The 26,213-nt window shown below is 34.4% G+C and carries 20 protein-coding genes and 1 tRNA gene; 8 read left to right on the forward strand and 13 right to left on the reverse strand.

The window, feature by feature from the left end; translation table 11 throughout:
• Position 1: 1 nt before the first annotated feature.
• From A6M55_RS06205 to rho, 3 genes are all read left to right on the forward strand, one after another.
• A complete protein-coding gene (locus A6M55_RS06205; protein WP_064196913.1) occupies positions 2 to 985 on the forward strand; it encodes a YheT family hydrolase in 984 nt (327 codons plus the stop codon).
• 9 nt (positions 986 to 994) lie between these two features.
• Positions 995 to 2,125 carry a mechanosensitive ion channel family protein gene (locus A6M55_RS06210; protein ID WP_015030485.1) on the forward strand — a complete coding sequence of 377 codons (1,131 nt, stop codon included), beginning with the start codon at positions 995 to 997 and terminating at the stop codon, positions 2,123 to 2,125.
• Positions 2,126 to 2,508: 383 nt separating this feature from the next.
• A complete protein-coding gene (rho, locus tag A6M55_RS06215; protein WP_015030486.1) occupies positions 2,509 to 4,260 on the forward strand; it encodes a transcription termination factor Rho in 1,752 nt (583 codons plus the stop codon).
• Between the two features lie 81 nt (positions 4,261 to 4,341).
• Here the strand turns inward: rho and A6M55_RS06220 are convergent, their stop codons facing one another.
• The 3 genes from A6M55_RS06220 to A6M55_RS06230 are packed head-to-tail and all read right to left on the reverse strand — an operon-like array spanning position 4,342 to position 8,027.
• A complete protein-coding gene (locus tag A6M55_RS06220; protein ID WP_015030487.1) occupies positions 4,342 to 4,584 on the reverse strand; it encodes a T9SS type A sorting domain-containing protein in 243 nt (80 codons plus the stop codon).
• A gap of 27 nt (positions 4,585 to 4,611) precedes the next feature.
• Positions 4,612 to 7,398 (reverse strand): alpha-amylase family glycosyl hydrolase, encoded by a 2,787-nt coding sequence (locus A6M55_RS06225; RefSeq protein WP_064196914.1) that lies wholly within the window; start codon positions 7,396 to 7,398, stop codon positions 4,612 to 4,614.
• 35 nt (positions 7,399 to 7,433) lie between these two features.
• Positions 7,434 to 8,027 carry a nucleoside triphosphate pyrophosphatase gene (locus tag A6M55_RS06230; RefSeq protein WP_015030489.1) on the reverse strand — a complete coding sequence of 198 codons (594 nt, stop codon included), beginning with the start codon at positions 8,025 to 8,027 and terminating at the stop codon, positions 7,434 to 7,436.
• Between the two features lie 107 nt (positions 8,028 to 8,134).
• Between A6M55_RS06230 and A6M55_RS06235 the strand changes: the two genes are divergently transcribed.
• From A6M55_RS06235 to A6M55_RS06250, 4 genes are all read left to right on the forward strand, one after another.
• A complete protein-coding gene (locus tag A6M55_RS06235; protein WP_064196915.1) occupies positions 8,135 to 9,982 on the forward strand; it encodes a hypothetical protein in 1,848 nt (615 codons plus the stop codon).
• 202 nt (positions 9,983 to 10,184) lie between these two features.
• On the forward strand, positions 10,185 to 10,646 hold the full coding sequence (locus tag A6M55_RS06240) for a MarR family winged helix-turn-helix transcriptional regulator (protein WP_015030491.1): 462 nt from the start codon (positions 10,185 to 10,187) through the stop codon (positions 10,644 to 10,646).
• A 56-nt stretch (positions 10,647 to 10,702) separates the two neighbouring features.
• Positions 10,703 to 11,317: a YceI family protein gene (locus A6M55_RS06245; protein ID WP_082892942.1), complete on the forward strand. Its 615-nt coding sequence runs from the start codon at positions 10,703 to 10,705 to the stop codon at positions 11,315 to 11,317.
• Between the two features lie 129 nt (positions 11,318 to 11,446).
• Positions 11,447 to 12,352 carry an SDR family oxidoreductase gene (locus tag A6M55_RS06250; RefSeq protein ID WP_064196916.1) on the forward strand — a complete coding sequence of 302 codons (906 nt, stop codon included), beginning with the start codon at positions 11,447 to 11,449 and terminating at the stop codon, positions 12,350 to 12,352.
• Positions 12,353 to 12,389: 37 nt separating this feature from the next.
• On the opposite strand, the gene kynU is transcribed toward A6M55_RS06250, so the two are convergent.
• From kynU to A6M55_RS06295, 9 genes are all read right to left on the reverse strand, one after another.
• On the reverse strand, positions 12,390 to 13,664 hold the full coding sequence (gene kynU, locus A6M55_RS06255; RefSeq protein WP_064196917.1) for a kynureninase: 1,275 nt from the start codon (positions 13,662 to 13,664) through the stop codon (positions 12,390 to 12,392).
• Positions 13,665 to 13,671: 7 nt separating this feature from the next.
• Positions 13,672 to 14,280 (reverse strand): SGNH/GDSL hydrolase family protein, encoded by a 609-nt coding sequence (locus tag A6M55_RS06260; RefSeq protein WP_082892946.1) that lies wholly within the window; start codon positions 14,278 to 14,280, stop codon positions 13,672 to 13,674.
• A gap of 133 nt (positions 14,281 to 14,413) precedes the next feature.
• Positions 14,414 to 15,721, reverse strand: a complete 1,308-nt coding sequence (locus A6M55_RS06265) for an APC family permease (RefSeq protein ID WP_064196957.1) — start codon at positions 15,719 to 15,721, stop codon at positions 14,414 to 14,416.
• A gap of 107 nt (positions 15,722 to 15,828) precedes the next feature.
• On the reverse strand, positions 15,829 to 17,118 hold the full coding sequence (locus A6M55_RS06270; protein WP_064196918.1) for a YncE family protein: 1,290 nt from the start codon (positions 17,116 to 17,118) through the stop codon (positions 15,829 to 15,831).
• A 90-nt stretch (positions 17,119 to 17,208) separates the two neighbouring features.
• The gene (locus A6M55_RS06275) at positions 17,209 to 17,526 is read right to left on the reverse strand and encodes a Dabb family protein (RefSeq protein ID WP_015030498.1); all 318 of its coding nucleotides are present in this window, start codon (positions 17,524 to 17,526) and stop codon (positions 17,209 to 17,211) included.
• 26 nt (positions 17,527 to 17,552) lie between these two features.
• Positions 17,553 to 18,743 carry a S9 family peptidase gene (locus A6M55_RS06280; RefSeq protein ID WP_064196919.1) on the reverse strand — a complete coding sequence of 397 codons (1,191 nt, stop codon included), beginning with the start codon at positions 18,741 to 18,743 and terminating at the stop codon, positions 17,553 to 17,555.
• Positions 18,744 to 18,971: 228 nt separating this feature from the next.
• Positions 18,972 to 19,045, reverse strand: a tRNA-Ala gene (locus tag A6M55_RS06285).
• Positions 19,046 to 19,107: 62 nt separating this feature from the next.
• Positions 19,108 to 22,263 carry an LpqB family beta-propeller domain-containing protein gene (locus tag A6M55_RS06290; RefSeq protein WP_064196920.1) on the reverse strand — a complete coding sequence of 1,052 codons (3,156 nt, stop codon included), beginning with the start codon at positions 22,261 to 22,263 and terminating at the stop codon, positions 19,108 to 19,110.
• 84 nt (positions 22,264 to 22,347) lie between these two features.
• Positions 22,348 to 22,866, reverse strand: a complete 519-nt coding sequence (locus A6M55_RS06295) for a C40 family peptidase (RefSeq protein ID WP_082892944.1) — start codon at positions 22,864 to 22,866, stop codon at positions 22,348 to 22,350.
• Positions 22,867 to 23,001: 135 nt separating this feature from the next.
• On the opposite strand from A6M55_RS06295, the gene msrB reads away from it, so the two are divergent.
• Entirely contained in the window at positions 23,002 to 23,487 is a 486-nt protein-coding gene (msrB, locus tag A6M55_RS06300; RefSeq protein WP_015030502.1) for a peptide-methionine (R)-S-oxide reductase MsrB, read from the forward strand.
• Positions 23,488 to 23,734: 247 nt separating this feature from the next.
• Here the strand turns inward: msrB and thrA are convergent, their stop codons facing one another.
• Positions 23,735 to 26,197, reverse strand: a complete 2,463-nt coding sequence (thrA, locus tag A6M55_RS06305) for a bifunctional aspartate kinase/homoserine dehydrogenase I (RefSeq protein ID WP_064196921.1) — start codon at positions 26,195 to 26,197, stop codon at positions 23,735 to 23,737.
• Between the last annotated feature and the right edge of the window lie 16 nt (positions 26,198 to 26,213).

A 26,213-nucleotide genomic window follows, 5' to 3' on the forward strand; every position in this document is an offset into this window, starting at 1 on the left:
AATGCCAATTTTACCAACAAATAACGAGTATAAGCCACCGAAGTGGCAATTTAATGCCCATATTCAAACAATCTATCCGAGCCTTTTTCGGAAAATTCCAGTAAATTATCAACGTGAGCGAGTAGAACTAGCAGATGGAGATTTTCTTGATTTAGATTGGTCATTTGTAAACAATACCCGAGCTAGAAAACTATTAATTGTTACCCATGGATTGGAGGGTGATTCTACTCGACATTATGTGACGGGAATGATTAAGGTATTTAATGATAATGGGTATGATGGCTTAGGTTGGAATTGTAGAAGTTGTAGTGGAGAAATGAATCGTTTACCACGTTTTTATCATCATGGTGATGTAGATGACATTCGATTTGTTGTAAATCATGCAATCAATACCTATGGCTATGAGGAAGTAGTGGTAATTGGCTTTAGTATGGGTGGGAGCATGACGATTCGACTTTTAGGGCAAAATCCAGAACTATTACCTTCGCAGGTGAAAATGGGAGTTGCTGTTTCTGTTCCACTCGATTTACACACTTCAGTGTATGAATTGTATAAGCCTGGAAGAAGATTTTATATGAAACGGTTTATTAATAAACTAGGAAAAAAAATAAAGGAAAAGTCAACACAACATCCGAATAATAAATTAGTTAGTTATGAAGGGTACAAGCAAATTAAAAACTTTGAAGAGTTTGATAATCGCTATACCGCACAAATGTTTGGTTTCAAAAATGCCCATGATTTCTACCAAAAAGCAGCCGCTAAGCCTTTTTTGAAAAATATTCAAGTACCAACATTAATTATACAAGCAATTAATGACCCATTTTTATCTACTGAATGTTTGGATTTAGGAGAGGCAGAAGATAATCCAAATGTATTGCTTCAACTTTTAAAAATGGGTGGACACGTAGGTTTCATGATGCCAAACTCAAATGAAACTTGGGTTGAACGAAGAGTGATAGAGTTTATTAATGAGCACAAAATTTAGTTTTTATAAATGAAACAATTTGAAAAAATCCTACACGAAAGTTTTTTATTTAACCCAGTCGAAAATTGGCTTTGGTTTATTGGAATAATAATCGTAGGATTTCTTTTTAAAAGAATTTTTTCAGTTCTTCTTAGCAAAATTGTTTATCGATTAATCAAGCAAGAAACAAGAGATGTACCTGTTTCAAGTTTTGTAGATTTACTCAAACGACCTGTTGAGTTTATCATAACACTTTTGATTATTTACTCAGCTGTAAACGAAATATCTTTCCCAAAAAGATGGAGGATTATTCCATTTGGTAAGATGAGAGTAAGTGATTTTGCGGATAAAGTGCTTGATACCCTTTTTGTTATCGCTATCACGTGGATAATCATAAGGTTGATAAAATTCTTTGCCATTGTGTTTTTGAAAAAAGCGGAGGAAAATGATACAAAAGTTGATGAACATTTAGTGCCATTTTTTCGAGATATTATTATTGCACTAGTAGTATTTTGTTCGTTTTTCTTGATTCTTGGCTTTGTTTTTAGGCAAGATGTCATAAGTCTGATAACTGGTTTGGGTATTGGTGGGGTGGCCTTAGCTTTAGCAGCACGTGCTACTCTCGAAAACCTTTTTGCTTCTTTTACGTTATTTACTGAGCAGCCTTTCATTGTTGGAGATGATGTAGAATTAGATTCAATGGTGGGAAAAATAGAAAAAGTAGGTTTTAGAAGCACTAGAATTAGGCATGTTGATGGGAGTTTGGTTATTGTTCCAAATCAAATGTTAGTTTCACAAACGCTTAATAATCTTACTCAAAGAAAAGCTCGACGACATAAGTTTTTTCTGAGATTGAGCTTAGAAACCCCTCTTGAGAAAGTTAGAATAGTAATACAAGACATTCAGCAACTGCTTGATAATCACCCAGAAACAAGTGCTCAAGAGGGACATGTAAAATTTGATGATATTGGGGAATATTCAATCAACTTATTAGTTGTATTTTTTGCGGCTACTCCTGACTATTGGGAAAGTAAAACAATTAGGGAAGATATAAATTATCAAATTTCAAAAGTTTTGGAAAAGAACGGAGTGGAAATTGCAATGCCTCCAAACGTCGTTGGGGCAAATTATTCATTAAAAAATATTGATGATGATTATTGATTGCTATTCATGAAGTTAAAGTCATTTTCGAATGAATAGCTTTCTTTTATTCACGCTCATAAGAACACAATTAACTTTATTGTATAAGGGTATTAAGTGAAAAAGATATTAAAAATGCATAAAATGTTTAGTTTTTTTTTGTAAAATTAAATTATTGTCTTATACTTGCATTCAAATCCAAAAAAACACTTCAAACGGTTCTTCTTTTCTTAAGAATCATTCATCCGTGAACCAGCTAGTTGTGTCCATCAAAAAGTTCCATTTTTTTTCGAGTTAATCCCCGATTATTTTGAACAAAAATCTATAATTTCTTTGGAATTGCTTTTTCCATGATATATCAAACCGCTAACCATAGCATCATAAAGTATTGTTAATTCTCTCGTATGTACACATTAGAAGAACTGAATCTTAAACTTCTATCAGAGTTAAGAAAAATTTGTATTGAAATGGGTGTTAAAGATGTGAGAACTGCCTCAAAAACTGAGTTAATACAGAAAGTTTTAGAGCAGCAAAGCTCCAATTCCCTTTTCAATATTCCGAAAGACCCTGCCGTAGATCAGGCCGCTGTGAATAATCCAGAACCGCCACTTTTTAAAGAAAAAGAAGATAAAGGTGGTAAAACACGTAAAAGACTATCAAAAGTAGAAGAAAAATCTACTTCTGAGAATAATACTGTTCAGGTTGTCCCTCCTGCAGTGGAAGTTGAGCATAAAACACCTCATCACAAAAGCAATCAGAATAAGAAAAACGATTTTAAAAAGAATTTTGATAAAGCTCCAAATATTGAATTGGAATCAATCGTAGATGAGCCTCAAGCCAATATTGATGAAGATCCAATTTTATCTATCCCTGAACCAGAAGAGTTTGATTTAGCGGAAATTGATGCAGAGATGGATGAATTTGCTCGTTTGACAGAAGACATTGTTCCTGAAATTACTGAGCCGAAAGAAGATAAACGCTACGTAGATACTTATACCAAAGATATTAAGAAGCAGTACAATAACCTAATCAAAGAATTTGATGGTATAATTGAGAATGAAGGGGTATTAGAAATTATGCAAGAAGGTGGATACGGCTTCTTACGTTCTGCAGATTATAATTACCTTGCAAGTCCAGACGATATTTATGTATCACCATCTCAAATTAAACTGTTTGGTTTAAAAACGGGTGATACCGTAAAAGGCTCAATTAGACCACCAAAAGAAGGTGAAAAATACTTCGCACTCTTAAAAGTACTGTCGGTCAATGGAAAAACTACTGAAGAAATTCGCGACCGTATCCCGTTTGAATATCTTACTCCTTTATTTCCAGAAGAACAAATCAAATTAAGTGGCCGCCCAGACGTATATTCTACGCGTGTACTCGATTTATTTGCCCCGATTGGAAAAGGACAACGTGGGATGATTGTGGCACAGCCCAAAACAGGTAAAACCGTACTTTTGAAAGAAATTGCCAATGCAATTACTCGCAATCACCCTGAAGTTTATTTGATAATTTTACTAATTGATGAAAGACCAGAAGAGGTAACTGATATGCAAAGAAGTGTTCGTGCAGAGGTTATTGCTTCTACTTTTGATGAAACTGCCGACCGCCATGTAAAAGTATCTGGTGTGGTTTTAGAGAAGGCAAAACGTTTGGTTGAATGTGGGCATGACGTTGTTATTTTGCTTGACTCAATCACACGCTTGGCTCGTGCTTACAATACAGTTATTCCTTCATCGGGTAAAATTCTTTCGGGTGGTGTTGATGCGAATGCACTCCATAAACCAAAACGTTTCTTTGGGGCTGCTCGTAATGTTGAAAATGGCGGTTCGTTGACAATTATTGCTACTGCTTTGATTGATACAGGTTCTAAAATGGATGAGGTTATTTTTGAAGAATTTAAAGGTACAGGTAACATGGAGCTTCAACTTGACCGTAAATTGGCCAATAAACGTGTTTATCCTGCCATTGATATTTTGGCTTCGGGTACACGCCGAGAAGACTTATTGATGGATAAAGAATCTCTTCAAAAAGTTTGGTTATTACGTAAGTTTATGGCCGATATGAACCCAATGGAAACCATGGAGTTCTTGTTAGATAAAATGAAAGGAACTCGAAATAATGAAGAGTTTTTATTGACAATGAATAGATAGACATAAAAAAGTCCCAGTCTTTAAAGCTGGGACTTTTTATTTGGTGGGATTGACTTAACTTAACTTTGTTAACCCTAAAAATTAACCATTCTTAATAACCTTCTTTGACCTAATCACATCATCTTGGTTTACAATCACAAAGTAAATACCCTCAGGGAGTCCAGATAAATCAAAATCGTGCAAAGCCTTTTCATGTACTGCTTCTTGCAAAATTTTGCCCGAAAGATTGGATAACTGATAATGTGTTTCGATACCCGCAGGAACTTTTACATAGACTTTTTCATCGGGTTCGTTATAGTAAATTACTAATTCGTCTTTATTCATTTTTGCAAGCCCTCTTGTTCAAGGGTTCTAATTTTTTATTACTTTACTCGTTCGTGATTTACCCTTCTGTGTTGTTCGTATAAAATACATACCACTCGTATAACCCGACAAATCTATACTTGGTTCGATTTCTTTTGTTTCTATCTGATACAATGCTTTCCCCCAAATATCTTCGAGCGAAATTTGTGTTTTTTCGCCGTTTAATTTTAAAGTTATTTTGTCGGTGGTTGGATTAGGATAAATTTGAAACTTTGAATTATTGGGCGTTATTTCATTGGCTGTAATGGTGAAATTCCCTTGCCAAGGTACTAAATTTGCCTCAGGCGTTGGTAACTTGACATTAGTAAATATATGAAATTCTCCTGCAGCTAAATTAACAATTGGTGTAGCTTCATTGACATTAATTTCTTGTCCTGAAAAGTAATCATACCATTTCCCAGTTTTTTCAAAGTTAATATTTGTGCTTTCACTTCCGATGCCAAGATTCGCAATTATGCGAACATTCATTGAACTGTGATTCAAGCCTACTTGTTTAACAACTCCTGATGAACTTTCAGTAAAATCGCTAGAACTAAATGCTACTTGCGTAGTTTTGAGTTTTATCAGTTCGGCATAAACCTTAAATAGCTTAAGCCTATTTTCATCTTTTAAATACTCCCATTTTTGAGGTTTTATACCTGTTCTACCGTTAAAATCTATATTTACGTCGTACCCAAATTCGCCAAATTGCCAAAGCATTTTCGGACCCGGATACGCAAAAAATAAAGCGGCTAATGCTTTTGTGCGTTCAAGTACTACACCTAAATTTTTGACTTCATTTCGGCCATTATTCAAGGCATCATAAACAATTCGTTCTTCATCATGGCTTTCAAGATAACTTACCAAATTTGGTTCATTCCAACCTTTGTATTTATAATTTAGGCCAGATAGACTATTATTATTACCTTTGACCAAATTTCTGGCAGTACCATTCTGATTTCCCCAAAGCATAAATCCATAATTAGCCAATTCAATTTCTTCAGAATTATCGGCAAAATGTTCTAAAATCAAATAACTATCTTTATCAAATGACCGAACTTTATCATAAAAATGCTTTAATGTTTTGATACGATTTTCGTCATAGGCGGCCATTTGTGAATCTGTTAAAGATTTTTTTTGTGTAAAACCTTTCGATAAATCAAATCGGTATCCATCAACTTTATATTCTTTGAGCCAAAATTCTAAAACATTATCAAAATAGCTTTGGGTAGCTGAACTTTGGTGATTAAAATCGTAAAATACCGAATATAAATGTGGTGCAGTTGGGTTTTGGAAAGGACTATCAACTGAGGGTTGTGAACCATTCCAATAGGCTTTTGTATATGGGAATTCATAATCTGCATGATTGAAAACCACATCAAGAATAACGGCAATACCATTTTCATGGCATTTATCTATTAGATATTTTAAGTCATTTTTTGTGCCATAAGCTTTATCGGGAGCAGTATAGTAAGTCGGATTATACCCCCAAGAATTATTTGCCGTGAATTCATTAATAGGCATTAATTCGAGTGCATTAATTCCTAAACGTTTAAAGTACGCAATTGAATCGGCAACTTCTCGGTATCTTCTTGAGTTATTAAAATCTCTTACTAAAAGTTCATAAATGACCAATTTATCTTTAGTGGGTCTTTTAAAATCATTTATTTTCCAATTATAGGGAGTTTGTCCTGTCTGTATAACCGAAACTGTACCACCAAAGGTGTTTTTGGTAGGATATTGTTTTAGGTTTGGATAAGTACTAGAAGGTATCTCTGAGTCAAACTTTGGGTCAAGAATTTTCTCGCAAAATGGGTCTCCTACTGCAATTATTCCATTAATTAAATACTGAAATGCATATTCTTTTCCTTTTTCTAAGTTGTTGATTGTGAGCCAATAACGTTCGCCATCAGGTGCTTGATTCATCAAATATTTAGAGTCAATTTGCCAATCATTGAAATCACCAATAAGATGTACAAAGTTTTTCTTTGGTGCAAAAAATGAAAACGTTACGGTATTATCATTGATATAGTTGATGCCGTCTTTGATATTTGGAGGTAAGTTCAATACTGTATTTAGGGGTTTTATAATAAATGAGAACTCGCTTGTCGAAGATTCGTTTCCAAGTTGTACACTAATTGTGATTTTATTAATTCCTTCAATGGTTTTGAATTGCAATGTTTTTTGTAAAGAAATAATTGCTGAATCACCACTAACTTGATAAGAAACAATAGGTGAAACTTGTGTTATTGCTTGAAACGTAAGATTCGCATTGGCTTTCGAAAATTTAAACTTAAAAAGAATATCTTCATTTTTACTAAAAATGGCGTTTGGGACAGGTTCAATAATTTTGAAATAAAGCCCATCATCATACAAATTCAAAATAAAATCTTCAGTTTGTGCTTTACCATCTCCACTTTTCAATAATAAACCTAGTTTTTTAATGGTTTTACCGGTAGGAACCTTAAAATAATCTCTTGGTTTTAGTTTGATACTCCATTTATCATTGCCTAGTGAAGTCATTCGACCTGCTTCAAATGGAACATTAAAGCTAGTTTGACCACTTGGTTGATATTCAAAAGCATTATCAGCCGTTCCAGCTCCAGACCATAAAAAAACGTCAGAATTTTTACCCAATAATCCACTAACACGTGAATCTTTGGCTTGTTTTAAATCAAAAATTAGTGTAATTTCTTTATCTCCATTAGGAAAGTAAGAATCAGTAGTAACTGCTTGACTAAAAGACTTTTGCAGTACAAATAGAAGAAGTGTGCATTGTAGAAAGATGCGTTTCATTATTTTATAAGTTAAAGTATGTTGTAAAAATACAACTATTTTTTTACAACATACTTTTCAAGCACCTCATAAACTCGATGGACGGGTAGTCCCATGACCGTATAAAATGAACCTTCTATTTTAGGTATGCCAATCATTCCGATAAAATCCTGAACGCCGTATGCTCCAGCTTTATCAAATGGTTTGCAACGTTCGATATAATAATCTATTTCCCAATCACTCAATTCTTTAAAATGCACGAAAGAAGTATCCGAAAATCCAATGGTTTCTTCCTTGGTCATTACACAAACACCAGTAATTACTCGATGTACTCTTCCACTTAGCATTTTTAACATACCTTTGGCTTCCTCATAATCAGCGGGTTTATTTAAAATAATACTCGATTCATTTTCACGGTCGATAATAACTACTGTATCTGCACAGAGAATTATTTCATCTTGAAGATTTTCTTTAAAACATTCTGCTTTAGTTTTAGCTAAAAAAACAGGCACTTCTTCTACTGGCATACGCTCTGAAAAACTTTCATCTGTAGGAATTACTTTTACGGTAAAGTCAAATCCTGCATTATGCATGATTTCTTTTCTTCTGGGAGAGTTTGAGGCAAGTACAAGCGGTTTTATTAATTTCATTATTTGATTATTTGTTATTCGAAGGCGAAATTCGTTATTTTTAGCCAATTATCATTCTTTAAACTAAAGAAGTAGAGTGAATTATTGAAAAAACGTTAAATTAGGGCATGAAGTTTTTAATTTACATATTATTATTACTTTCGGCTCAAGTTTGCTTTTCACAGAGGATTTCATCTGATAGTTTGGATAAGCTGAGGTCGGCGAAAGATAGTGTGATGTATCAAAAACTAAAGATAAAGTTAAGTAAGACAAAAATTGGAAAAGAAGTTTATGGGGCATTATTTCGAGATGTATATAATTCAAATAGTCAGAAAAAGGTCATTTCAGAAATCGAAATAAATCCATTTGAAAAATATGAAGGTAAAATTATTGGCAAAATTTTAATTAAAAAGTTGGAGATTTTCGGTCCAACAGTTAATGATACAACAAGAAAAGGTAATAAATTCGAGCATTTTGCGAGTAAAACATTTCATTATAATACTCGCGAAAAAGTTATTCGACAGTCTTTTTTACTATTCAATGAAGGAGATAAACTTAATCCGCAAATTTTAAAAGATAATGAGCGACTTTTGCGTGCCAACCCAATCATTCACGACGCTCGTATTTATGTTCTTGAGCGAAAGGATGTAACTTGGATGGTTGATATATTGGTAATTACGCAGGATGTTTGGTCAATTAACTTTGAAGCCTCTGGAAGTAGTGCAAAAAATTTTGTACTAGGATTTGAAGATAGAAATTTTCAGGGAAGAGGACATTCTTTTCAGAATAAATTAACATGGAGAGCGGATGACCCCTATCAGAGGTTTGGTTGGAGAAGTATTTATACCGTACCTTACATTGGAAGGAGTTTCATATCTGGACAAATTAAATTAATCAATGAAAGAGATTTAGCTCAATATTCTGTTCAAGTTTATCGCCCTTTTTTAACTGTCGAGACTCGTAATGCAGGTTCGGTTGAAGTTGGATATTCTAGAATTCGAGAGTATAAGAAGTTATTTATCAATGGGATAGATAGTGCCTTGACATATCCAGTTAGTTATTTTTATTCAGATGCTTGGTATGGTAGGGCATTTCACTTAGATGCCAACCAAAGAAACAAGCAATTAATTCTCGCACTTCGGAGAACTAGCTATGAATACAGAAAAAGGCCCGAAGTAGGCCTAGATACCAATAAAATTTATTGGAACCGAACTACTTGGCTCGGAAGTTTGGGCTTTTCTAGCCGCAATTATCAAAGAGACTTCTTGATTTACGGATTTGGTCGAACCGAAGACGTTCCAGTTGGAAACTTAATGTCGCTAACATTTGGTACAGAAAGCACCGAATTCGGGAATAGGGGCTATGCTGGTTTTCAGTTTGCAAAAGGCAAATATTTACCTCAAAATAAGGCCTATTTTTATATATTGGCCAATGCTGGGGCTTATTTAAAACAAAAAGTTGTACAACAGGGAGTTTTAGGAGTTCAAGGTTTTTTCTTTAGTCGATTAATGCAAATAGGTTTATCACAAACTCGACAGTTTTTAAATGTTGGACTTACGTACGGTATTAACAGAGATGCTTTAGATTATTTGAATATTAGTGGTAGAGATGGAATTGTAGGTGTTAATAGTGAGGCACTCAGGGGCGACAAACGCCTTACTTTAGGTTATGAATCAGTATTTTTTTCTCGTAAAAGTTTTGTTGGTTTTAGGGTTGCAAGCTTTGTTTTTGCCAATTGGGGACTTGTTAGTCTTAAAGATTATCCATTACTTACAAGTCCACTTTATCAAGGATATGGTTTTGGTTTAAGAATGAGAAATGAAAATTTAGCAATTAATACTTTTCAAATTAGATTAGGTTTTTACCCAAATATACCCAATTTATCGTCCCCAATTAGATTCGCATTTGATGCATCACAGCCTTTGAAACTTCGTGATTTTGATATTTCCGCTCCAACAATAATTCCTTTTAGATAATTTTTTTAAAATATTTTTCAAAGTATAACTGCTTGATTATTAGTTAATATTGCCTCTTTTTTGATTTTTATTCGAATTTTTTGCTAAAATTTATAAAAATGTTCATTACATAGTGAACTAAAAATCGTGTGTTATTGTATTGTATGTATAAACATATATTGTTAATGTATTATATTTGTACAGAACTAAATAAAATATAATCATGTCAATCGAGAAAGATATTAAGCAACAAAAACCTTTTAAGAGTAGCTACCAAAAATTAGTAGTAAATTTAATTTATACTTCTAATTGGATGAGCTCTGAGCAACAAGGTTTGTTAAAGCCTTTTGACCTTTCTTCACAACAATATAATGTTTTGAGAATTTTACGTGGACAGTACCCCAACCCTATTACAGTGAATGGTATCATAGAAAGGATGTTGGATAAAATGTCGAACGCTTCTCGATTGGTTGATAAGCTTCTATTAAAAGGCTATGTATCAAGGTGCGATAATGCTGATGACCGTAGAGCTTGTGATATCAGAATCACAGAATCTGGAGCAGAAATTTTAAAAAAAATTGATGTACTTCAGGAGCAGGCAGATGAAAAAATGAAACGTTTAACTCCAGAAGAAGCAGAATTGTTAAGTAGTTTACTAGATAAGCTGCGAGGAAGCGAAGATTAATCAATAAAGCTTAATTCTTTTATTTTTATATTTTAAATCAAATTTTAGTTCAAAAAATGAAAATTGTTAAAAATTTAATGTTTGTAGCGTTTGCTGCATTGGTAAGTGTTTCAGCTATGGCTGATGGTGGTAAAAAAGGAGCAGCTCCAGTATCTTTGAAAGTAGATACAAAAGCAAGTACTTTTAATTGGTTAGGTAAGAAAGTAACTGGCGAGCACAACGGAACAATTGGAATTCAGAGTGGAAGTTTGGTTTTGAACGCTGGTAAATTACAAGGTGGTGATTTTGTAATTGACATGAAATCAATCAAATGTTTAGATTTGACAGACGCAGGTTACAATGCAAAATTAGTTGGCCATTTATCAAGCCCTGATTTTTTTGATGTAACAAATTATCCAACTGCTGCTTTAAAAATCAAAAAAGTAACCGCAAAAGGTGGTTCTAACTACGATGTTAATGCTGACCTCACAATCAATGATGTAACAAATGCTATTTCTTTCCCTGCTGTTGTAACTGTTGAAGGTAAAGGTGCTACTGCAACTGCTAAATTTGAAGTTGACCGTACGAAATTTGGTAGCAAATTTGGTTCAAAAACTTTCTTTGAATCAATCGGTGATAAAATGATTTATGATAATTTCCAAGTTGATGTTAAAATCGTTGCAGCAAAATAATAGCTGATAAGCATTACCCCCAAAAATGGAAATAGTTTAATAAAGAAAAAGCCATGAATGGATAAACCATTTATGGCTTTTTTATTTTAGATTTACTCTATATTTATTCAACACTAAATTTCAAATAATATGGCGTATAATCAACCAATGTTAAGAGATGGTGCTTTAGAGGGAAAAACATTCGTAGTAACTGGAGGAGGAACTGGTTTAGGCAAATCAATGTCGAAATATTTCCTCGAATTAGGTGCAAATGTTGTAATTACAAGTAGGAAATTAGCAGTTTTGGAAGAAACCGCCCATGAACTTAGTCAAACGACTGGTGGGAAAATTTTACCAATTGCTTGTGATGTGAGAGATTATGGTGCTATTGAAGCAATGAAAGATAAAACTTTGGCAGAATTTGGCGAAATCAGTGGTTTGCTTAATAATGCTGCTGGTAATTTTATTTCACCTACTGAGCGTCTTTCGCACCGAGCAATTGATACCATTGTAGATATTGTTTTAAAAGGTACTTATTATACAACTTTAGCACTCGGAAAACATTGGATAGAACAAAAGCAGCCTGCCACAGTTTTGAGCATTGTAACTACCTACGCTTCGACTGGCTCTGGTTTTGTTGTTCCCTCAGCCATGGCCAAGTCGGGAGTGTTGACTATGACTCGTAGTTTGGCAGTAGAGTGGGCTAAATATGGTATTAGATTCAATGCAATTGCCCCCGGACCTTTCCCGACTAAAGGAGCTTGGGATAGATTATTTCCAGTAGAAGCATTTCCACCACATTTAAAGGAGCGTTTTTCTGACCACGGAAATGTGCCAATCAAGAGGGTAGGGGAGCATCAAGAATTAGCTAACTTAGCCGCATATTTAATGTCTGATTTCTCTTCATATATCAATGGTGAAGTGGTGACGATTGATGGCGGAGAATGGCTAAACGGAGCTGGAGAATTTAATCACCTCAACGAAATTCCAAATGATATGTGGGATGTCATTCAAGCTGCAATTAAAGCTAATACAAGACCCAAAAAATCAGAATAAACAAAAGAGGGATGGTATTAAACCATCCCTCTTTTGTTTATGTAACTGCAAGTTTCTCAATACCGAATCTTTCATACTCTTTTTCGCTTACAATTTTCTCAATTCTAATAACCGTTTCCAATAATTCAGTAAAGGTATTGTATAAGGGAGCAATGCCTAAACGAATATTATTTGGTGGGCGAAAGTCTGGGATTATGCTTCGATTTCCAGACAGTGGTTCAATCATAGCTCTGTTTATTCGATAACCTTCATCATGCTGAATAGATATATGTGACCCTCTATAATTTACATCCAACGGAGATGCAATACTGAATCCAAGTGGTAATAGATATTCTTGAATTAATTCAATAAAGAAATTACTTTGGGCAATACTTTTCTCTCTTAAATTCTCAATTCCCGCTTCAATTAGAAGGTCAAGTCCGGGTTCTGTTGCTGCTAGAGAAAGAACTGTTGGCGTACCTGCTGCAAATTTTTGGATATTATTTTTAGATGAATATGCTAGACTAAATTCAAATGGATTTTCATGGCTAAACCATGCCCAAATTGGATTGATTAGTTTTTCCTGCAACTCTTTTCTTACATATAAAAAAGCAGGGGCACCAGGACCGCCATTCAAATACTTATATGTACAGCCGACAGCCAAATCGGCATTGTTTTCGTTTAGATTAACTGGTACCGAACCAGCAGAATGGCTTAAATCCCAAATGACAAGTGCTTCCTTTTTGCGTGCTAATTGATTGATTTTCAGCATATCATACTTATAAGCACTTTTAAATAATACATGACTTAAAGTAAGAAGAGCGGTTGAACCATCAAGTGCTGCTTCAATTTCATCTTCAGATATATTTATTTCATTTTTACTTTCTAATATTTGTAATTGATGGTTCTTGAATTGCTGATTTATTAGACCTTGTAAAACATAAATATCAGTAGGAAAATTAAGTGAATCTGTGATGATTTTATTCTTAAACTGTTGATAATTAAGTACAGCAAACGCTAGTTTATAGAAGTTGATGGAGGTACTATCGCCAACAAAGATTTCATCTGGTCGAGCACCAACAATTTTGGCTATTTTGGTTCCAATTCTATTTGGTAAATCAAGCCATTGTTCGTTCCAACTTCTAATTAGTCGGTTTCCCCATTGATTTTCAATAATTTCTTTACTCAACTCAAGGCTTTGTTTAGGTAATCTACCCAGTGAATTCCCATCTAAGTATATCTCTTCATTTTGAATAAATTGGTTTCTAAAGGAAGCTAATTTATCGGATTTGTCAAGTGTTTCTGCTTTTTGCTGAAAATCTGCTAAACTCATGTTAAATTTAGTTTAATTGCTGCATAATTAGTGGCTGAATTTTTTCTGTCCACATCTGATACATTTTACCAGATGGATGTAAGCCATCTTCAGCAATGAGTGATGCATCATCTGGAGCTTTCCGAGATATAGGAGTAATATCAATGTAAAGAATGCCCCTTTTTTCGGTTTCTGCTTTGCAAATAGCATTGAATAAATCAATACTTTTTGAAATATCTGGCCTACTACTGTTTAAACCAAATGGAGTTACTCCCCAATCTGGAATAGACACCACAAATACTCTATTTTTATTATTGTCTGCAAATTGAATTGCTGTTTCTAATAAATCAACGAACTCTTTACGAAATTCTTCGATATTTCTTCCTCGATACTGATTATTTACGCCAATCAATAAGGATACCAAATCAAATTTTTCAATTACATTCTCTTTGATTATTTGTGCCTTTAATTCATCAGTTGTCCATCCAGTTTTTGCAATAATTTTTGGTGGAGCAATTTTTTTTCCTGTATTTCTCAACTTTTCTACTAATTGTACTGGCCATCGTTGGCTTTCTGATACACTTTCACCAATGGTGTAGCTATCTCCTAATGCCAAATATTTAAGTTCATTATCCATTGTTTTTTTACTTTTTAAAGATTGTGAGGTTGATTCACAAGAAATAAATAGGCCAATTATGACCCCAAACAGATATTTTATGTTCATTAATTTCACATTTCTAATACAAACGAATTTCAATGCTAACTTAGATTTATGCTTCTTTGTTTTTGTTAAAATTCGAAATAAGATAATAAACAACTGAAAGTATTGAAAGAAAGACAAGAAGACTTATAATTTCTTTCGTTGCTAGGTTTGATAGAAACCAAATTATTGAAAGAGCGGCTATGATTGGAATGCTAATGCCAAAAGGGAGTTTAAAAGTATTTTTATCTGAAAGATTTGATTTTAATCTTAATCGAATGGTCGCTAAAACTACCCCAAGATAAACAGTAAGCAGAGAGGCACTCGCAATGACAGCTAATTCTTTGAAACCACCCGAAATTGAAAAAATAAAATCAAGTAAGGCATAGACAATGATAGCAATATAAGGAGTAGCATATTTAGGGTGAATTTTTGCCGTAAACTTAGGCAACCAACCTTTATTCGCACCCGCAAATAAAACCCGTGGGTATGATAAAACAGAACCACTGAGAGCGGCAAACATTGAAAAAGCTGCACCAATCACCATTAAAGTACTTCCAAAAGAACCTAGTACTACGTTGGCAACTGCTGCCAAAGGTGCTTGCTTTTGAACAATTAATTGATTGCCCAATACACCTTGAGCGATTGTTTGAATAAGCATATAGAATAGTACGACAGCTCCCATTCCAGATAAAATACCCAATGGAACAACTTTTTTTGGATTTTTTAGTTCACCGCTAACATTTAATGAGGCCTCGCCACCAGCAAACGCAAAGAAAAGTAAAAGAGAGGCTTCCCCTAGGCTACTTATATTTGGAAATGTATTCCACGTTAAATTTTGTGTTTGACAATGAAAAACTCCTAAGACAATCAGTAAAGTCAGTGGGATAAGTTTGATTAGGGTATTTATTTTGACAAAATTGTCACCATGTTTTACCCCCAAGATATTTATGAATGCGAAGCCCCCGAAAATCAAAATAAAGAATATCGCTCGATAAATAGTTTCTTGAATTGAGGGGAAGTAAATACTTATCATATCTGCCATGGCATTTGCTACTGCTGCATCGGCTAAAATACCGACAAACCAAAACATAGTATTGGCCAAGAAACCTGCATAATTGCCAAATGCGGCGTGGATATAGGCATAAGCTCCTCCTGTAACAGTTATTTTACTGCCAATTTCAGAGAAACAAAGCATAATGAGCATCATTAGTAAGCCACAAAAAACATAGGCTAAAATGCTGGTTTCTCCTAAAATATTAGCAACTAGCGACGGTAGTACAAAAATTCCTGCTCCAATCGTTCTATTGAGTGTGTTAGCAGCTAAGCCCCAAACACCAATTTCTCGGCGGAGGCCCTCATTATTTGTTGATGACATTCTATGAATAGGGTTTGGTTTATTTTCTGAAACCAAAGCTAATTTATTTTTAGACAAGAAAAAAGCCCTAAAATTGAGTTTTAGGGCTTTTTTTATGATTCAATAAATTATTTGATAATTTGTATTCCGTGGCAGCCTCGAGGCATGAATAGCTTAAAATCTTGTTTTTGCAAACTTGGTTTTTCTCCATTATTTACCTTCCAAAACTCAATTCCTCCAAAGTGCTTGCCGTAGTTGAAGTATTCAAAAACTGTAACTGCAATATTTTCACCTGATTTATCAAAAATAATACTTTTGGGTAAAATTCCGTCAAATTCGTATTCTGCAATGTTGTTAATCGAACCATCAGAACTCAATTTTAACAATGATATTGATGATTTTTTTGCTAATTCAGTACCTTCCCATGGGAAATATGATTTTTTTGTATTGCTTACAACTATTAAATCACCTTTAGGACTAATTGCAAAATTGGTTGGAGTTTCTCCGATTTTCGTTTTTGTAATTAGGTAATGTTCACTTGTACCTTCTAAATTGAATTTTAAAACAAACAAGTCGCCATTGGCATCTAAAGATGATTCTGGTTTATCATGCAAATTTGATTTTATATCTGGAACAAGGTAGTATTTGCCATCTGGAGTAAATTGTCCCGCACTTGGATGTTGCCCAACTTTCAGTGTCTTCCCAACTAAATCTAATCTGATAATCTTGGTAGTTGGCCCATCACGAGTTACTTTCAGAAGTCCTACTTCTTTAGAATCTTCCATTGAAAATGCAATGAAATTATTATTCGGATGCCAAGTTAAGTCAGTAATTCTTCCAGAAGGGAAGTCTTGGGGTTTGTTAATGATTCTAATTGGTTTTCCCGTAGGGTCAAGTTCTAAAACCTGTAATTCTTTTCCGTATTCTTCACTACAAAGAGCTAAATACTCGCCATTAGGGCTTATATCAACAGAAATTGGGTTTTTACCTGTTGGAAATTTGTAGAGTACTTTTGGTTGAGTGAGGTCACTAATATCAACTACTGAGATAAATCCGCCAGCTGGTAATTCTGTGTTTAGATTTCTTATTTCGTTAATTGTTTCGGTTGGTACACCACGATTTTCTACAACATAAGCAATCGGGTGAACAGGAGAAACCACAATGTTTTTATTAGAGCTTAAGGCTGAGTTTGAAACTACTAAGCTTTTAATTTCGTCTGAATATTTCTCAACTGGTAATTTTATAATTGAGAGCATATCTTTGCTGCCTTTTTCCTTAAAAAGCCTTCCATCGACAAATGCTGAGGCGGCCATATCTGCATCTGAGATTGCCACAATGCCCTTCGCATTGAAATTTAGTTTTTGGGAATAAGCATGAATGTTGGCAAATGCCAATATTGAAATAAGTATCTTTTTCATGAAAATTAAGGACAATGCGAGCTTAAATCGCCGTAATAGACTGCAAATTTCAGAAAAAAACAGCAAAGTAGGGTAGTATTTTACAGAAAATTAACTTTCAGCATCATATACTAATACGCGTTCCCATAATTGTGAACAATTATTGATAAACACGTAGTGGTCTGGATGAACTTGATAGGCATCTTGGTCGGTTGCATTATCAAATACAAAAGTTAAAGAAAAACTATACGATGAATCTATAACTTCTCGATTTGTATTAGCTGGGCGGCCAATGTACGCAGTTTTGATTAAATCAATTTTTGAAAGCTCAAGTAAACCTGCATGAAGTGCTGCTTGATGTTCTTTATTATCTTTTTCCTTCAACCAAAAAAACACGGTGTGAACAACACCTTTTTGTAAATTTGCCATAGTTTTTGTGTTAAAAATGCTCAGAATTATTTTATGTTACTAAAAAAAGAAAGTGTTCCTAATAAATAAGTTTGAATAGAAGAAGCATGGTCACCTCCTTGAACTGGAATTAGTTCTACATTATTTGCTCCTCTTTTTTTCATGGCATCGTAAGCTGTTTGAGAGTTAAAAAAAGGTACATATGTATCTGCAGTTCCATGATACAATTGCGTCGGAGTTTTTGGATTCCAGTCGAAAACGTCATTATCCTTAACAGCATTTAGTAAGGCAGTATCTGTTCCATTGGTTATCCCTTTTTTTACTGCATCACTAAGAAGTGTTGTGAGACTCCCAGAAATTCTTGCATTTTGTTGCTCTTTTTGAATTTGAGCGGCATAAGGAGCTGCAAAGTAATCGGTCATTGGGCGATTCAACTTATAAATTCTATCATAAGTCAAGAGTACCCAAATATACGAAGCATTGTGTTGTGGATTTCCACTAGAAGGAGTAGAAACCAAAGTTTTGAAACTAAGCGTTTTATTATAGGCCCCTGCTCCACAACTAGAAGCTTTTAGGTTAAATTCTGTACCCGTTTCTTCTTCAATCTTTTTTTGCAGTGATAATGATGCAAATCCACCCTCAGAATATCCTGCTATATAAAGGTTTTTATTCCAATTAAATTTCTCATTTGTTATCACTTCTTTGGCCGCACGAAGCATATCTAAGCTAGCATTTGCTAAGCCTTCACGATGTTCGTAAGTGTGCGGTAGGTTATTCGATGCACCGTATCCAATGTAGTCGGGAGCCGAAACAATATAGCCCAAAGTTGCTAATACAGAAGCGATTGTTCCTTCACCATCAGTTGTAAAATATGATGGAGCTTGTTTATCGTCGAAAATAGTACCATGTTGATAACTTACTAAGGGCAGTGCATCTGAAGAAGTTGTACCAGAAGGAACTATAACTGCACCAGAAGCCTGAATTTCAGTGCCATCGGTGTTTTTAGTTTTGTAAACAATTTTGTATTGTTTTACTCCTGAGCGAATGAATAACGAAGCTTGTGCTCCTAAACTTGAGCCCAACGCAGCAATTAATTGTTCTTTGCTAAGTTCTTTAACAAGAGTAGAGCTTACGAGTGTTTGGGGTTGCGGGTCAACTTTAGTGTTTTTTTCACATGACCATGTGATAAAAACTAGAGTTAGAGAGATTACAAAGTACTTAAAAAATCTTGCTTTCATAATTTGTATTGATATATTACAAAAGTACAAATTTGATGTGATAATAGTTTAATAATATTATGTTTTTACTACTCGAGAGATAAGGTGAAATTTGGTTGCATAAAATTACCATCATAGCATTGTGTATTGCTAATTGTATTGATTAGTAACTGAATTTTTAGTTAAAAAAGTTTGATTTTAAAATTAAAAAAGCCTGACAAGTGTCTAACTATCAGGCTTTTAATCTAGTGGAGAAGATGGGGCTCGAACCCACGACCTCTTGACTGCCAGTCAAGCACTCTAGCCAACTGAGCTACATCCCCGTATTTGATTGATACAAATATCCTATGTTTTGTCTAAAGAACAAAATACTTCTCTGAAAAAATTACCACCCCGGAACTAAGAAATTAATACCCGAAACGGCTGAGTGTATTTTTGAATTATAAATAGGCAATGCCACATAAGGTTCTATAATTAAATAGCCCATGAGATTAACCCTTAAACTAAGGCCTGTCATCATTCTTGGTTCAACTTTTAGTTTAATTGAGGTCTCATTTGATGTTTGGTATTCATTAGTTGTACCAATTTTTTTATCGGAAGACCAAACCATTCCACTATCAAAGAAAAAATTGAGGTCACTTGGTATGTAGGTAAAATCAAATAAGGCTAATTTTTTTGAACCAGTTAAAGGTAAACGAACTTCCAAGTTTGTTACCAATAATTGCTCACCTTGTAAGGCTTCTTGGGTAATTAGACCCATACTTTGTTGTTTTTGCAATGCTCCACCATAAAAGCCGTGCATATTCCAAGGAAATCCTAGATACAGAGGGTTTATTTGGTTTAAATAATTTAAGTTAGAAGCATTTAGGCGTCCATTGTACAAGAATCTTCCTGCAAGCGTAAATGGTTTTAAATATTGATACTTTCTGGCGTCTAGCAATACATTTGTATAGCTTGTTGTACCAAAATATCTTCCTGCTTCAAATCTATAACGATAACCTTTGATTGGTGCAGTTGTACCAAAAATTGTATTGTCTCCTACAAAAGATACATAAAGTTGACTTAAACTAAAAGCCTTGAATCCTTGTGATTGAAGATAGCTTTGTGACATCCTTTGTCGTTTGGAGCTATTTGGAATTAAAAATGACTGTTTACTGATGGGGTCGTAATAAGTATAATCAGCATATTCATCGCCCGAGAATCCGTACCAATTTCCATTGATACCCGCCTCAATTCTTTGAAATGTATTTAATGGATAAAAAGCAAAAACGCCTATTTGATTAATTGCCAAGCGATTAATTAAATATTTACTTTCAATCAATGAATCTCCATTTGGCACACCAAATTGCGATTTTATCTTGGAATCTGTAATAAAGTTTGTCTTATAATAAGTGCTAGTTTTCGTGACACTATCTTGATATGACCCTTGGAATCTATAAGGTAAACGACCCATAGTTACTCCCCATTGAAATGGTTTCTTTTGATTTAGGTACATTAATTGACCACCAAAATCTTGAATTTGTCCATTTATTGAAACCGCTCCTGCAATCTGATTGTGATTAAGCATATCACTGAAAAGTCCAACCACACCTCCCCCTAAACCCGTGCCCCATCTACTAGCAGAAACTCCCACTCCTGAACTTCCTAAGTAGTCTAACTTGAATTTTGGTTTATAATTAAGCAGTTGTAATTTCTTTTCAGAAACTTTTACAGCAAGGGCTTCTGTCTCTAAATTTTTCTGAACTATATTTCTGCCTTCTTTCTGATTTGATAAATTTGCTGCTGTTTTATGAACTTCATCACCTACAATTTGCTGTTGAAATAATTCATAACTTGCTAAATATAAATCATATTTGCCATTTTTGAAGTAGTTGTATAATAATTGTCCAGTTTTGTGGGCTATACTAACTGCCGGTGAATACATTGTTATTCCACTTATGCCAGTGTAGTAGTTGGTTAGTTTTTCAATTAATTTACTTTGTATATCGTATTTATAAAGGTTTCTAAAACCATCTGCATCTGATAAGAAATAAATGAATTTTCCACTCGGAGATACTAAAGGATTAAGATTATCCGCATCTTTGAAAAAGTCAAAACTTTCGATGGTAGATGTTAATAAGTTAATTCTTGAAATATTAAAATTATTTCTTTCTAACCTTTTTTCTGAATTGGCTCTATCGGAGACAAAGTAAATCCATTCTCCATTGGGTGACCATGAGGGTTGTAGGTCAGAAAACTCATCATTTGTAAGGTTTTTTGTTGTTTTTTCTTTGAAGTTATATAAATATAAATCGCTTTCTCCGTTCATTAAACCTGTTACAACAATTGAATTCCCATCAGGAGACCATGCAGGATTAGTAAAAGAATCTACATCTTTAATTTCAAAGGTCTCTTTATTTCCATTGGCAATATCAATTATTAAAAGCTTATTTCGACCCTTGCTTTGAATAACTAAAGCAAGTTTTTGTCCATCGGGTGACCAAGTTCCAGCAGTTTCTAAGAAACTATAAGCATCTACGTGAGAACCAAATGAGCTACTTTCAATTTTGCGAAGGATTTTCCCCGTCGATACTTCAGCAATGTAAATATCGAGCGAAAGGATATTTTTTGAGGAAATATATGCCACATAACGGCCATCAGGACTAATTGCTGGAGAAATATTCATTTCACCTGCATTTTTTTGAGTAGCAATTTCTTTTCCAATTGCGTGAAGACTTGTGCCTTCACGCATAGGTGTATAGGATTCAATCAATGATTGCTTCCATTTACTCGAAAACTTTTCAAGGGTAGTTTTTAAAATTCGAGAAAATGCTTGTTCAATACCTAATTTCGCGGTTTCTCTAAAAAGTGGCCTAATAATATCATCACCATAGTTAGCGGTGGTATAAGCCCAAAATGCTTGCCCCCAGCGATAAGGGAAATATTTGTATTCTTTTGTAACTAAATCACGAATACTTGGAATATCGTTATTTTGTACTGCATCACGCATCCACATGGCTGTATGAGCATCTATTCTTCCTAATGACATGTATTCAGCTAAGCCTTCAACCATGAATAATGGTAGATTCTGAATGTTGCCAATTTGGGTTGAATCTCCAGCAGTCATTAATTGATATTGAAAAGCATGCACTAGTTCATGCCCCAAAACATGGTCAGTTTGCCTTTTTGAGTACATCATTGGCATCACAACCCTGTTACGTAATCCTTCCGTTACACCGCCCGTTCCTTCGCTAATTTGTCCCCCAATGGCGGTAGTCTCTTGAAAATCTGGGTGATTTTGGTAAACAATGATGGGATTGGGATTTAAGAAAGCAATTTTAAAGACTTCTTGATGTATTTTGTACCAATGTTCGCCATTGATAATGAGGTTGTTTGCCGTCTTCTGATTATTGAAATAATGATAAAGTTCAAAATGAGGGCTTTGAAGAACTTTAAAACCGAAGGTCTTGTAGCGAGGTTTATTTTGTCCGAAATACTGAGACTGTGTCAGAGCTAAGTGGCTGATAAACAATCCAATAAAAAATAAACAAATTTTTCTCATACCTTCTTGGGAACATTTATTGCTAAAGCTTTCAATAAAGAACGTAAAAATACACAAATTCGCTTATTTGAATAGAGTTTTTTATTAGAGTGCCAATGTATTTGGATAAGTGGGTCGACAAACTCTTGCGAATCTGCTTTTCCAATAGTTGGTCATCATATTATCTTCAATCACTCCTTTCGATGTAGAAGCATGAATAAAACGTATGTTATCTTCGCTGATAACTTCGGTTACAATTCCTGCGTGACTAATATCACTCCCAATTGTTACGAAGAATACTAGGTCGCCTTTTTGAATATTTGGAAGGTTAATAGCAGGGAAAAAATCTGATTGTTGCCAAGAAGTACGTGGAAGCTTAATCCCTATTTCTTTGTAAACCAAGCATATCAAACCCGAACAGTCGAGTCCGCGTATATCATTTCCACCACTTTTATACGGCACCCCTTTATAATTTCTTGCTATTTGAATGATTTTCTTTGTGTATATATGCTCTTTTACAAGGCTTGGTTCTATTTTTTTTGAATGCGTGGCTTTACACGAACTAACGAACAGAAGTGTTAGAACAATAGTAATAAGAGAAATGTATTTTCTTGGAATGAGCACGACTATGTTTTTTAGTTTTCATATTGAGAAAATGATGCCAAACTTTATAATTTTTAAAACTTTTTTAGGGTTTATCTCGTAGTTAACGTATATGCTTAAAAAAATAATTTAGGAATTATTTAAACTAATATAATTATGAAAAAAGTGTTTTTAATGGTTTTGCCTTTCTTTATGTTGGCGTGCCAAAGTTATTCTCAAAACAATAAATCAAAAAAGGCCAACTGCCAGATAGTAGAAATTAAAAAAACCGATGCAGAATGGAAGAAACAACTTTCTCAAGAACAGTATTATGTAACAAGAAAAGCAGGTACTGAGCGTGCTTTTACGGGTATTTACTGGGATAATCACGAAAAGGGTATTTATAAATGTATTGGTTGTGATTTAGACCTTTTCGCTTCAGATACGAAATTTGAATCGGGTACTGGTTGGCCAAGTTTTTGGAAGCCCATCAATGAATGTAATGTAGAAGAACGCTCTGATAATGCTTATGGAATGATTCGAACGGAAGTAGTTTGTAATCGTTGTAAAGGCCATTTAGGGCACGTTTTTGATGATGGACCAAAACCAACAGGTTTACGCTATTGTCTAAATTCAGCTTCCTTGAAATTTGTGAAGAAATGATGGAGTATTTGGAATGTAGAATGAATATTGTTTAGATTTTTCGTTTCTAGATTTTATTCGAAAAATTATCTTAAATTTTTCATGTTTCATTGCTGTCAGTTTAACTGATAGATATTTAGATATAAACAAATTTGACTTTAGCCTAAACATATTGTTTGACTAAAGTCAAATTTATTTTTTATTAATTACCGTCACTTAAAACATGCGGCAGTTAGTTATTTCTATTCACCGATGCGTTTTAAATAGATTAAACCAAATAACTACTGATACTCATAATATCGGCAAAAACTCCTGAGGCAGTCACTTCTGCACCAGCACCAGGGCCTTTAACAACCAATGGATTATATTTATATCTTTCGGTAGTAAAGGAAATAATGTTTTCAGAACCTGCCAGATTAAAGAATGGATGCGATTTTCCAACAGTTTTTAAGCCAATGCTTGCATGATTATCTTCATCAAGTGTGGCGATAAATCTCAAAACTTCTCCATTGGCTTCAGCGTCTTGTAAAAGTTTTTCGAAGCGAGTATTATCTTTTTCTAATTCTTCAAAAAATGCTTCAACTGTTGGGGCATTCAAACATGCATCATTCAATAAATTGGTGATTTTTACATCTTCTGGTTCGAGTTTTAAACCTGCCTCACGAGAAAGAATCAAAATTTTGCGAGCAACATCCTGTCCGCTTAAGTCATCACGCGGGTCTGGTTCAGTATATCCTTTCGCTTTGGCTTCTTTTACTACATCTACAAATCGGTCTCCAACTTTGAAGTTATTGAATATATAGGCCAAAGTTCCTGAAAGAACTGCCTCAATTTTATTAATTTTATCTCCACTCGTAATTAAACCTTGTAGCGTATTGATGATTGGCAAACCAGCACCCACATTGGTTTCATAAAGAAATTTTACACCATGTTTTTGAGCAGCCTTTTGAAGCATAAAATATTGCTCATACTTACCTGAGTTGGCTACTTTATTAGGTGTTACGATTGATACACTGCTACTTAATAATGAATGATAATATTGAACGATATTCTTATCGGCGGTGCAATCCACAAATACACTATAAGGTAAGTTTAAATCTTGTACATCAGAAACAAATGAACCAATGTTGGCGATTTCTCCATTTTCAAGCAAATCTTCTTTCCAATTTTCGAGATTTATACCACCTTCGTTCAAAAGCATCTTTTTAGTGTTCATCACACCTACAAGCTTGATATTAAGATTTTTTCGTTGCTTTAAATAATCTTTTTGTTCCTGAATTTGGCGAAGAAGCGTACTCCCAATCAAACCAGTTGCTCCAACTAAATACAGATTAAGGGTAAGACCATCTACTTGGAAGAAAGTTTCATGAATAGCGTTTAGAGCCTTCGTAATATCTTTCTTGTAGATTACAACTGAGATATTCAACTCTGACGAACCTTGTGCGGTGGCTACTACGTTGATACCATTTTTACCAAGTACACTAAATAATTTACCCGATGTACCTGTACTTGATTTCATGCTTTCACCAACAACAGCGATAACCGAAAGATTTTGTTCGATAGAAATATTATCTACTAAACCTTGTGAAATTTCAGTTGCAAAACCTTCTTCTAAAATTTCTTTAACTCCATATGCAGCTTTAGGGTCAACTGCAAAACAAATTGAGTGTTCTGAAGAAGCCTGTGAAATTAGAATGACACTAATTTTGTTCGCTGCAAGAATAGAGAATAACTTGGCAGAAACACCCGCAACTCCCATCATACCTCCACCCTGAACGTTTACAAGTGCGATATCATCAATTGATGAAATACCTGTAATTGCATATTCTTTGGCATTCGCAGTTTTACTAATTAATGTACCTTCATGTTTGTGATTGAAAGTATTTAATATTTTTAAAGGAATATTTTTCTGAAACGCAGGCGTTAAACTAGGAGGGTAGATAACTTTCGCCCCAAAGTGCGATAGTTCCATTGCTTCTGCATAAGTGATTGTTGGAATTGTGAAAGCATTTTTCACCTTACGAGGGTCGGTGGTAAGCATGCCATCCACATCAGTCCAAATCTCAATTACAGTTGCATTTAATGCAGCACCGAAGATAGAACCTGAATAATCAGAACCACCACGTCCGAGGGTTGTTGTTACGCCATCAATTGTAGAAGCAATAAAGCCTGTAATACATTGAAGTTTATTCGTTTGGGCAAAATGCTTTCTGATTAACTCATTCGTAAGCTCAAAATTTACTTCTGCGTATCCAAAATGGTCATTGGTTTTTATTACTTTACGGGCATCTAAATATTCAGCATCAATTCCTCTATTTTTGAGGGCTTCAGTGATGATAGTTGTTGATAATCGCTCCCCAAAACTAACAATAAAGTCATTCGTACGAGCCGAGAGTTCTTTAATCAAGGAAACTCCACGTAATAAATCTTCTAGTTCATTTAAAAGACCTTTTACTTTGGCAATACAGCTACTTTGGTTTTTTACATCAATTAAGCCTCTGACAGCGGCAAAGTGGCGTTCTTCAACGGTTTTGAGAAGTTGTAAATATTCAGTATCTGAAGCAGCAGCTAATTTACCAATCTCAATTAGACGATTCGTGACGCCACCCATGGCCGAATAAACAACGGCTATTTTTCGACCTTCATTTAGATTTTCTTGTAAAATCTGGATTACCTGATTGATGCTTTCAACAGTGCCTACTGATGTTCCACCGAATTTTAATACTTTCATATCCGAAGCACAACTC

Source organism: Emticicia sp. MM, from assembly GCF_001649495.1.

Excerpts from the sequence above, each read along its gene's own strand:
- A6M55_RS06205 (WP_064196913.1), top strand. The coding sequence starts at position 2 with ATGCCAATTTTACCAACAAATAACGAGTATAAGCCACCGAAGTGGCAA.
- A6M55_RS06210 (WP_015030485.1), top strand. The coding sequence starts at position 995 with ATGAAACAATTTGAAAAAATCCTACACGAAAGTTTTTTATTTAACCCA.
- rho (WP_015030486.1), top strand. The coding sequence starts at position 2,509 with ATGTACACATTAGAAGAACTGAATCTTAAACTTCTATCAGAGTTAAGA.
- A6M55_RS06220 (WP_015030487.1), bottom strand. The coding sequence starts at position 4,584 with ATGAATAAAGACGAATTAGTAATTTACTATAACGAACCCGATGAAAAA.
- A6M55_RS06225 (WP_064196914.1), bottom strand. The coding sequence starts at position 7,398 with ATGAAACGCATCTTTCTACAATGCACACTTCTTCTATTTGTACTGCAA.
- A6M55_RS06230 (WP_015030489.1), bottom strand. The coding sequence starts at position 8,027 with ATGAAATTAATAAAACCGCTTGTACTTGCCTCAAACTCTCCCAGAAGA.
- A6M55_RS06235 (WP_064196915.1), top strand. The coding sequence starts at position 8,135 with ATGAAGTTTTTAATTTACATATTATTATTACTTTCGGCTCAAGTTTGC.
- A6M55_RS06240 (WP_015030491.1), top strand. The coding sequence starts at position 10,185 with ATGTCAATCGAGAAAGATATTAAGCAACAAAAACCTTTTAAGAGTAGC.
- A6M55_RS06245 (WP_082892942.1), top strand. The coding sequence starts at position 10,703 with ATGAAAATTGTTAAAAATTTAATGTTTGTAGCGTTTGCTGCATTGGTA.
- A6M55_RS06250 (WP_064196916.1), top strand. The coding sequence starts at position 11,447 with ATGGCGTATAATCAACCAATGTTAAGAGATGGTGCTTTAGAGGGAAAA.
- kynU (WP_064196917.1), bottom strand. The coding sequence starts at position 13,664 with ATGAGTTTAGCAGATTTTCAGCAAAAAGCAGAAACACTTGACAAATCC.
- A6M55_RS06260 (WP_082892946.1), bottom strand. The coding sequence starts at position 14,280 with ATGGATAATGAACTTAAATATTTGGCATTAGGAGATAGCTACACCATT.
- A6M55_RS06265 (WP_064196957.1), bottom strand. The coding sequence starts at position 15,721 with ATGTCATCAACAAATAATGAGGGCCTCCGCCGAGAAATTGGTGTTTGG.
- A6M55_RS06270 (WP_064196918.1), bottom strand. The coding sequence starts at position 17,118 with ATGAAAAAGATACTTATTTCAATATTGGCATTTGCCAACATTCATGCT.
- A6M55_RS06275 (WP_015030498.1), bottom strand. The coding sequence starts at position 17,526 with ATGGCAAATTTACAAAAAGGTGTTGTTCACACCGTGTTTTTTTGGTTG.
- A6M55_RS06280 (WP_064196919.1), bottom strand. The coding sequence starts at position 18,743 with ATGAAAGCAAGATTTTTTAAGTACTTTGTAATCTCTCTAACTCTAGTT.
- A6M55_RS06290 (WP_064196920.1), bottom strand. The coding sequence starts at position 22,263 with ATGAGAAAAATTTGTTTATTTTTTATTGGATTGTTTATCAGCCACTTA.
- msrB (WP_015030502.1), top strand. The coding sequence starts at position 23,002 with ATGAAAAAAGTGTTTTTAATGGTTTTGCCTTTCTTTATGTTGGCGTGC.
- thrA (WP_064196921.1), bottom strand. The coding sequence starts at position 26,197 with ATGAAAGTATTAAAATTCGGTGGAACATCAGTAGGCACTGTTGAAAGC.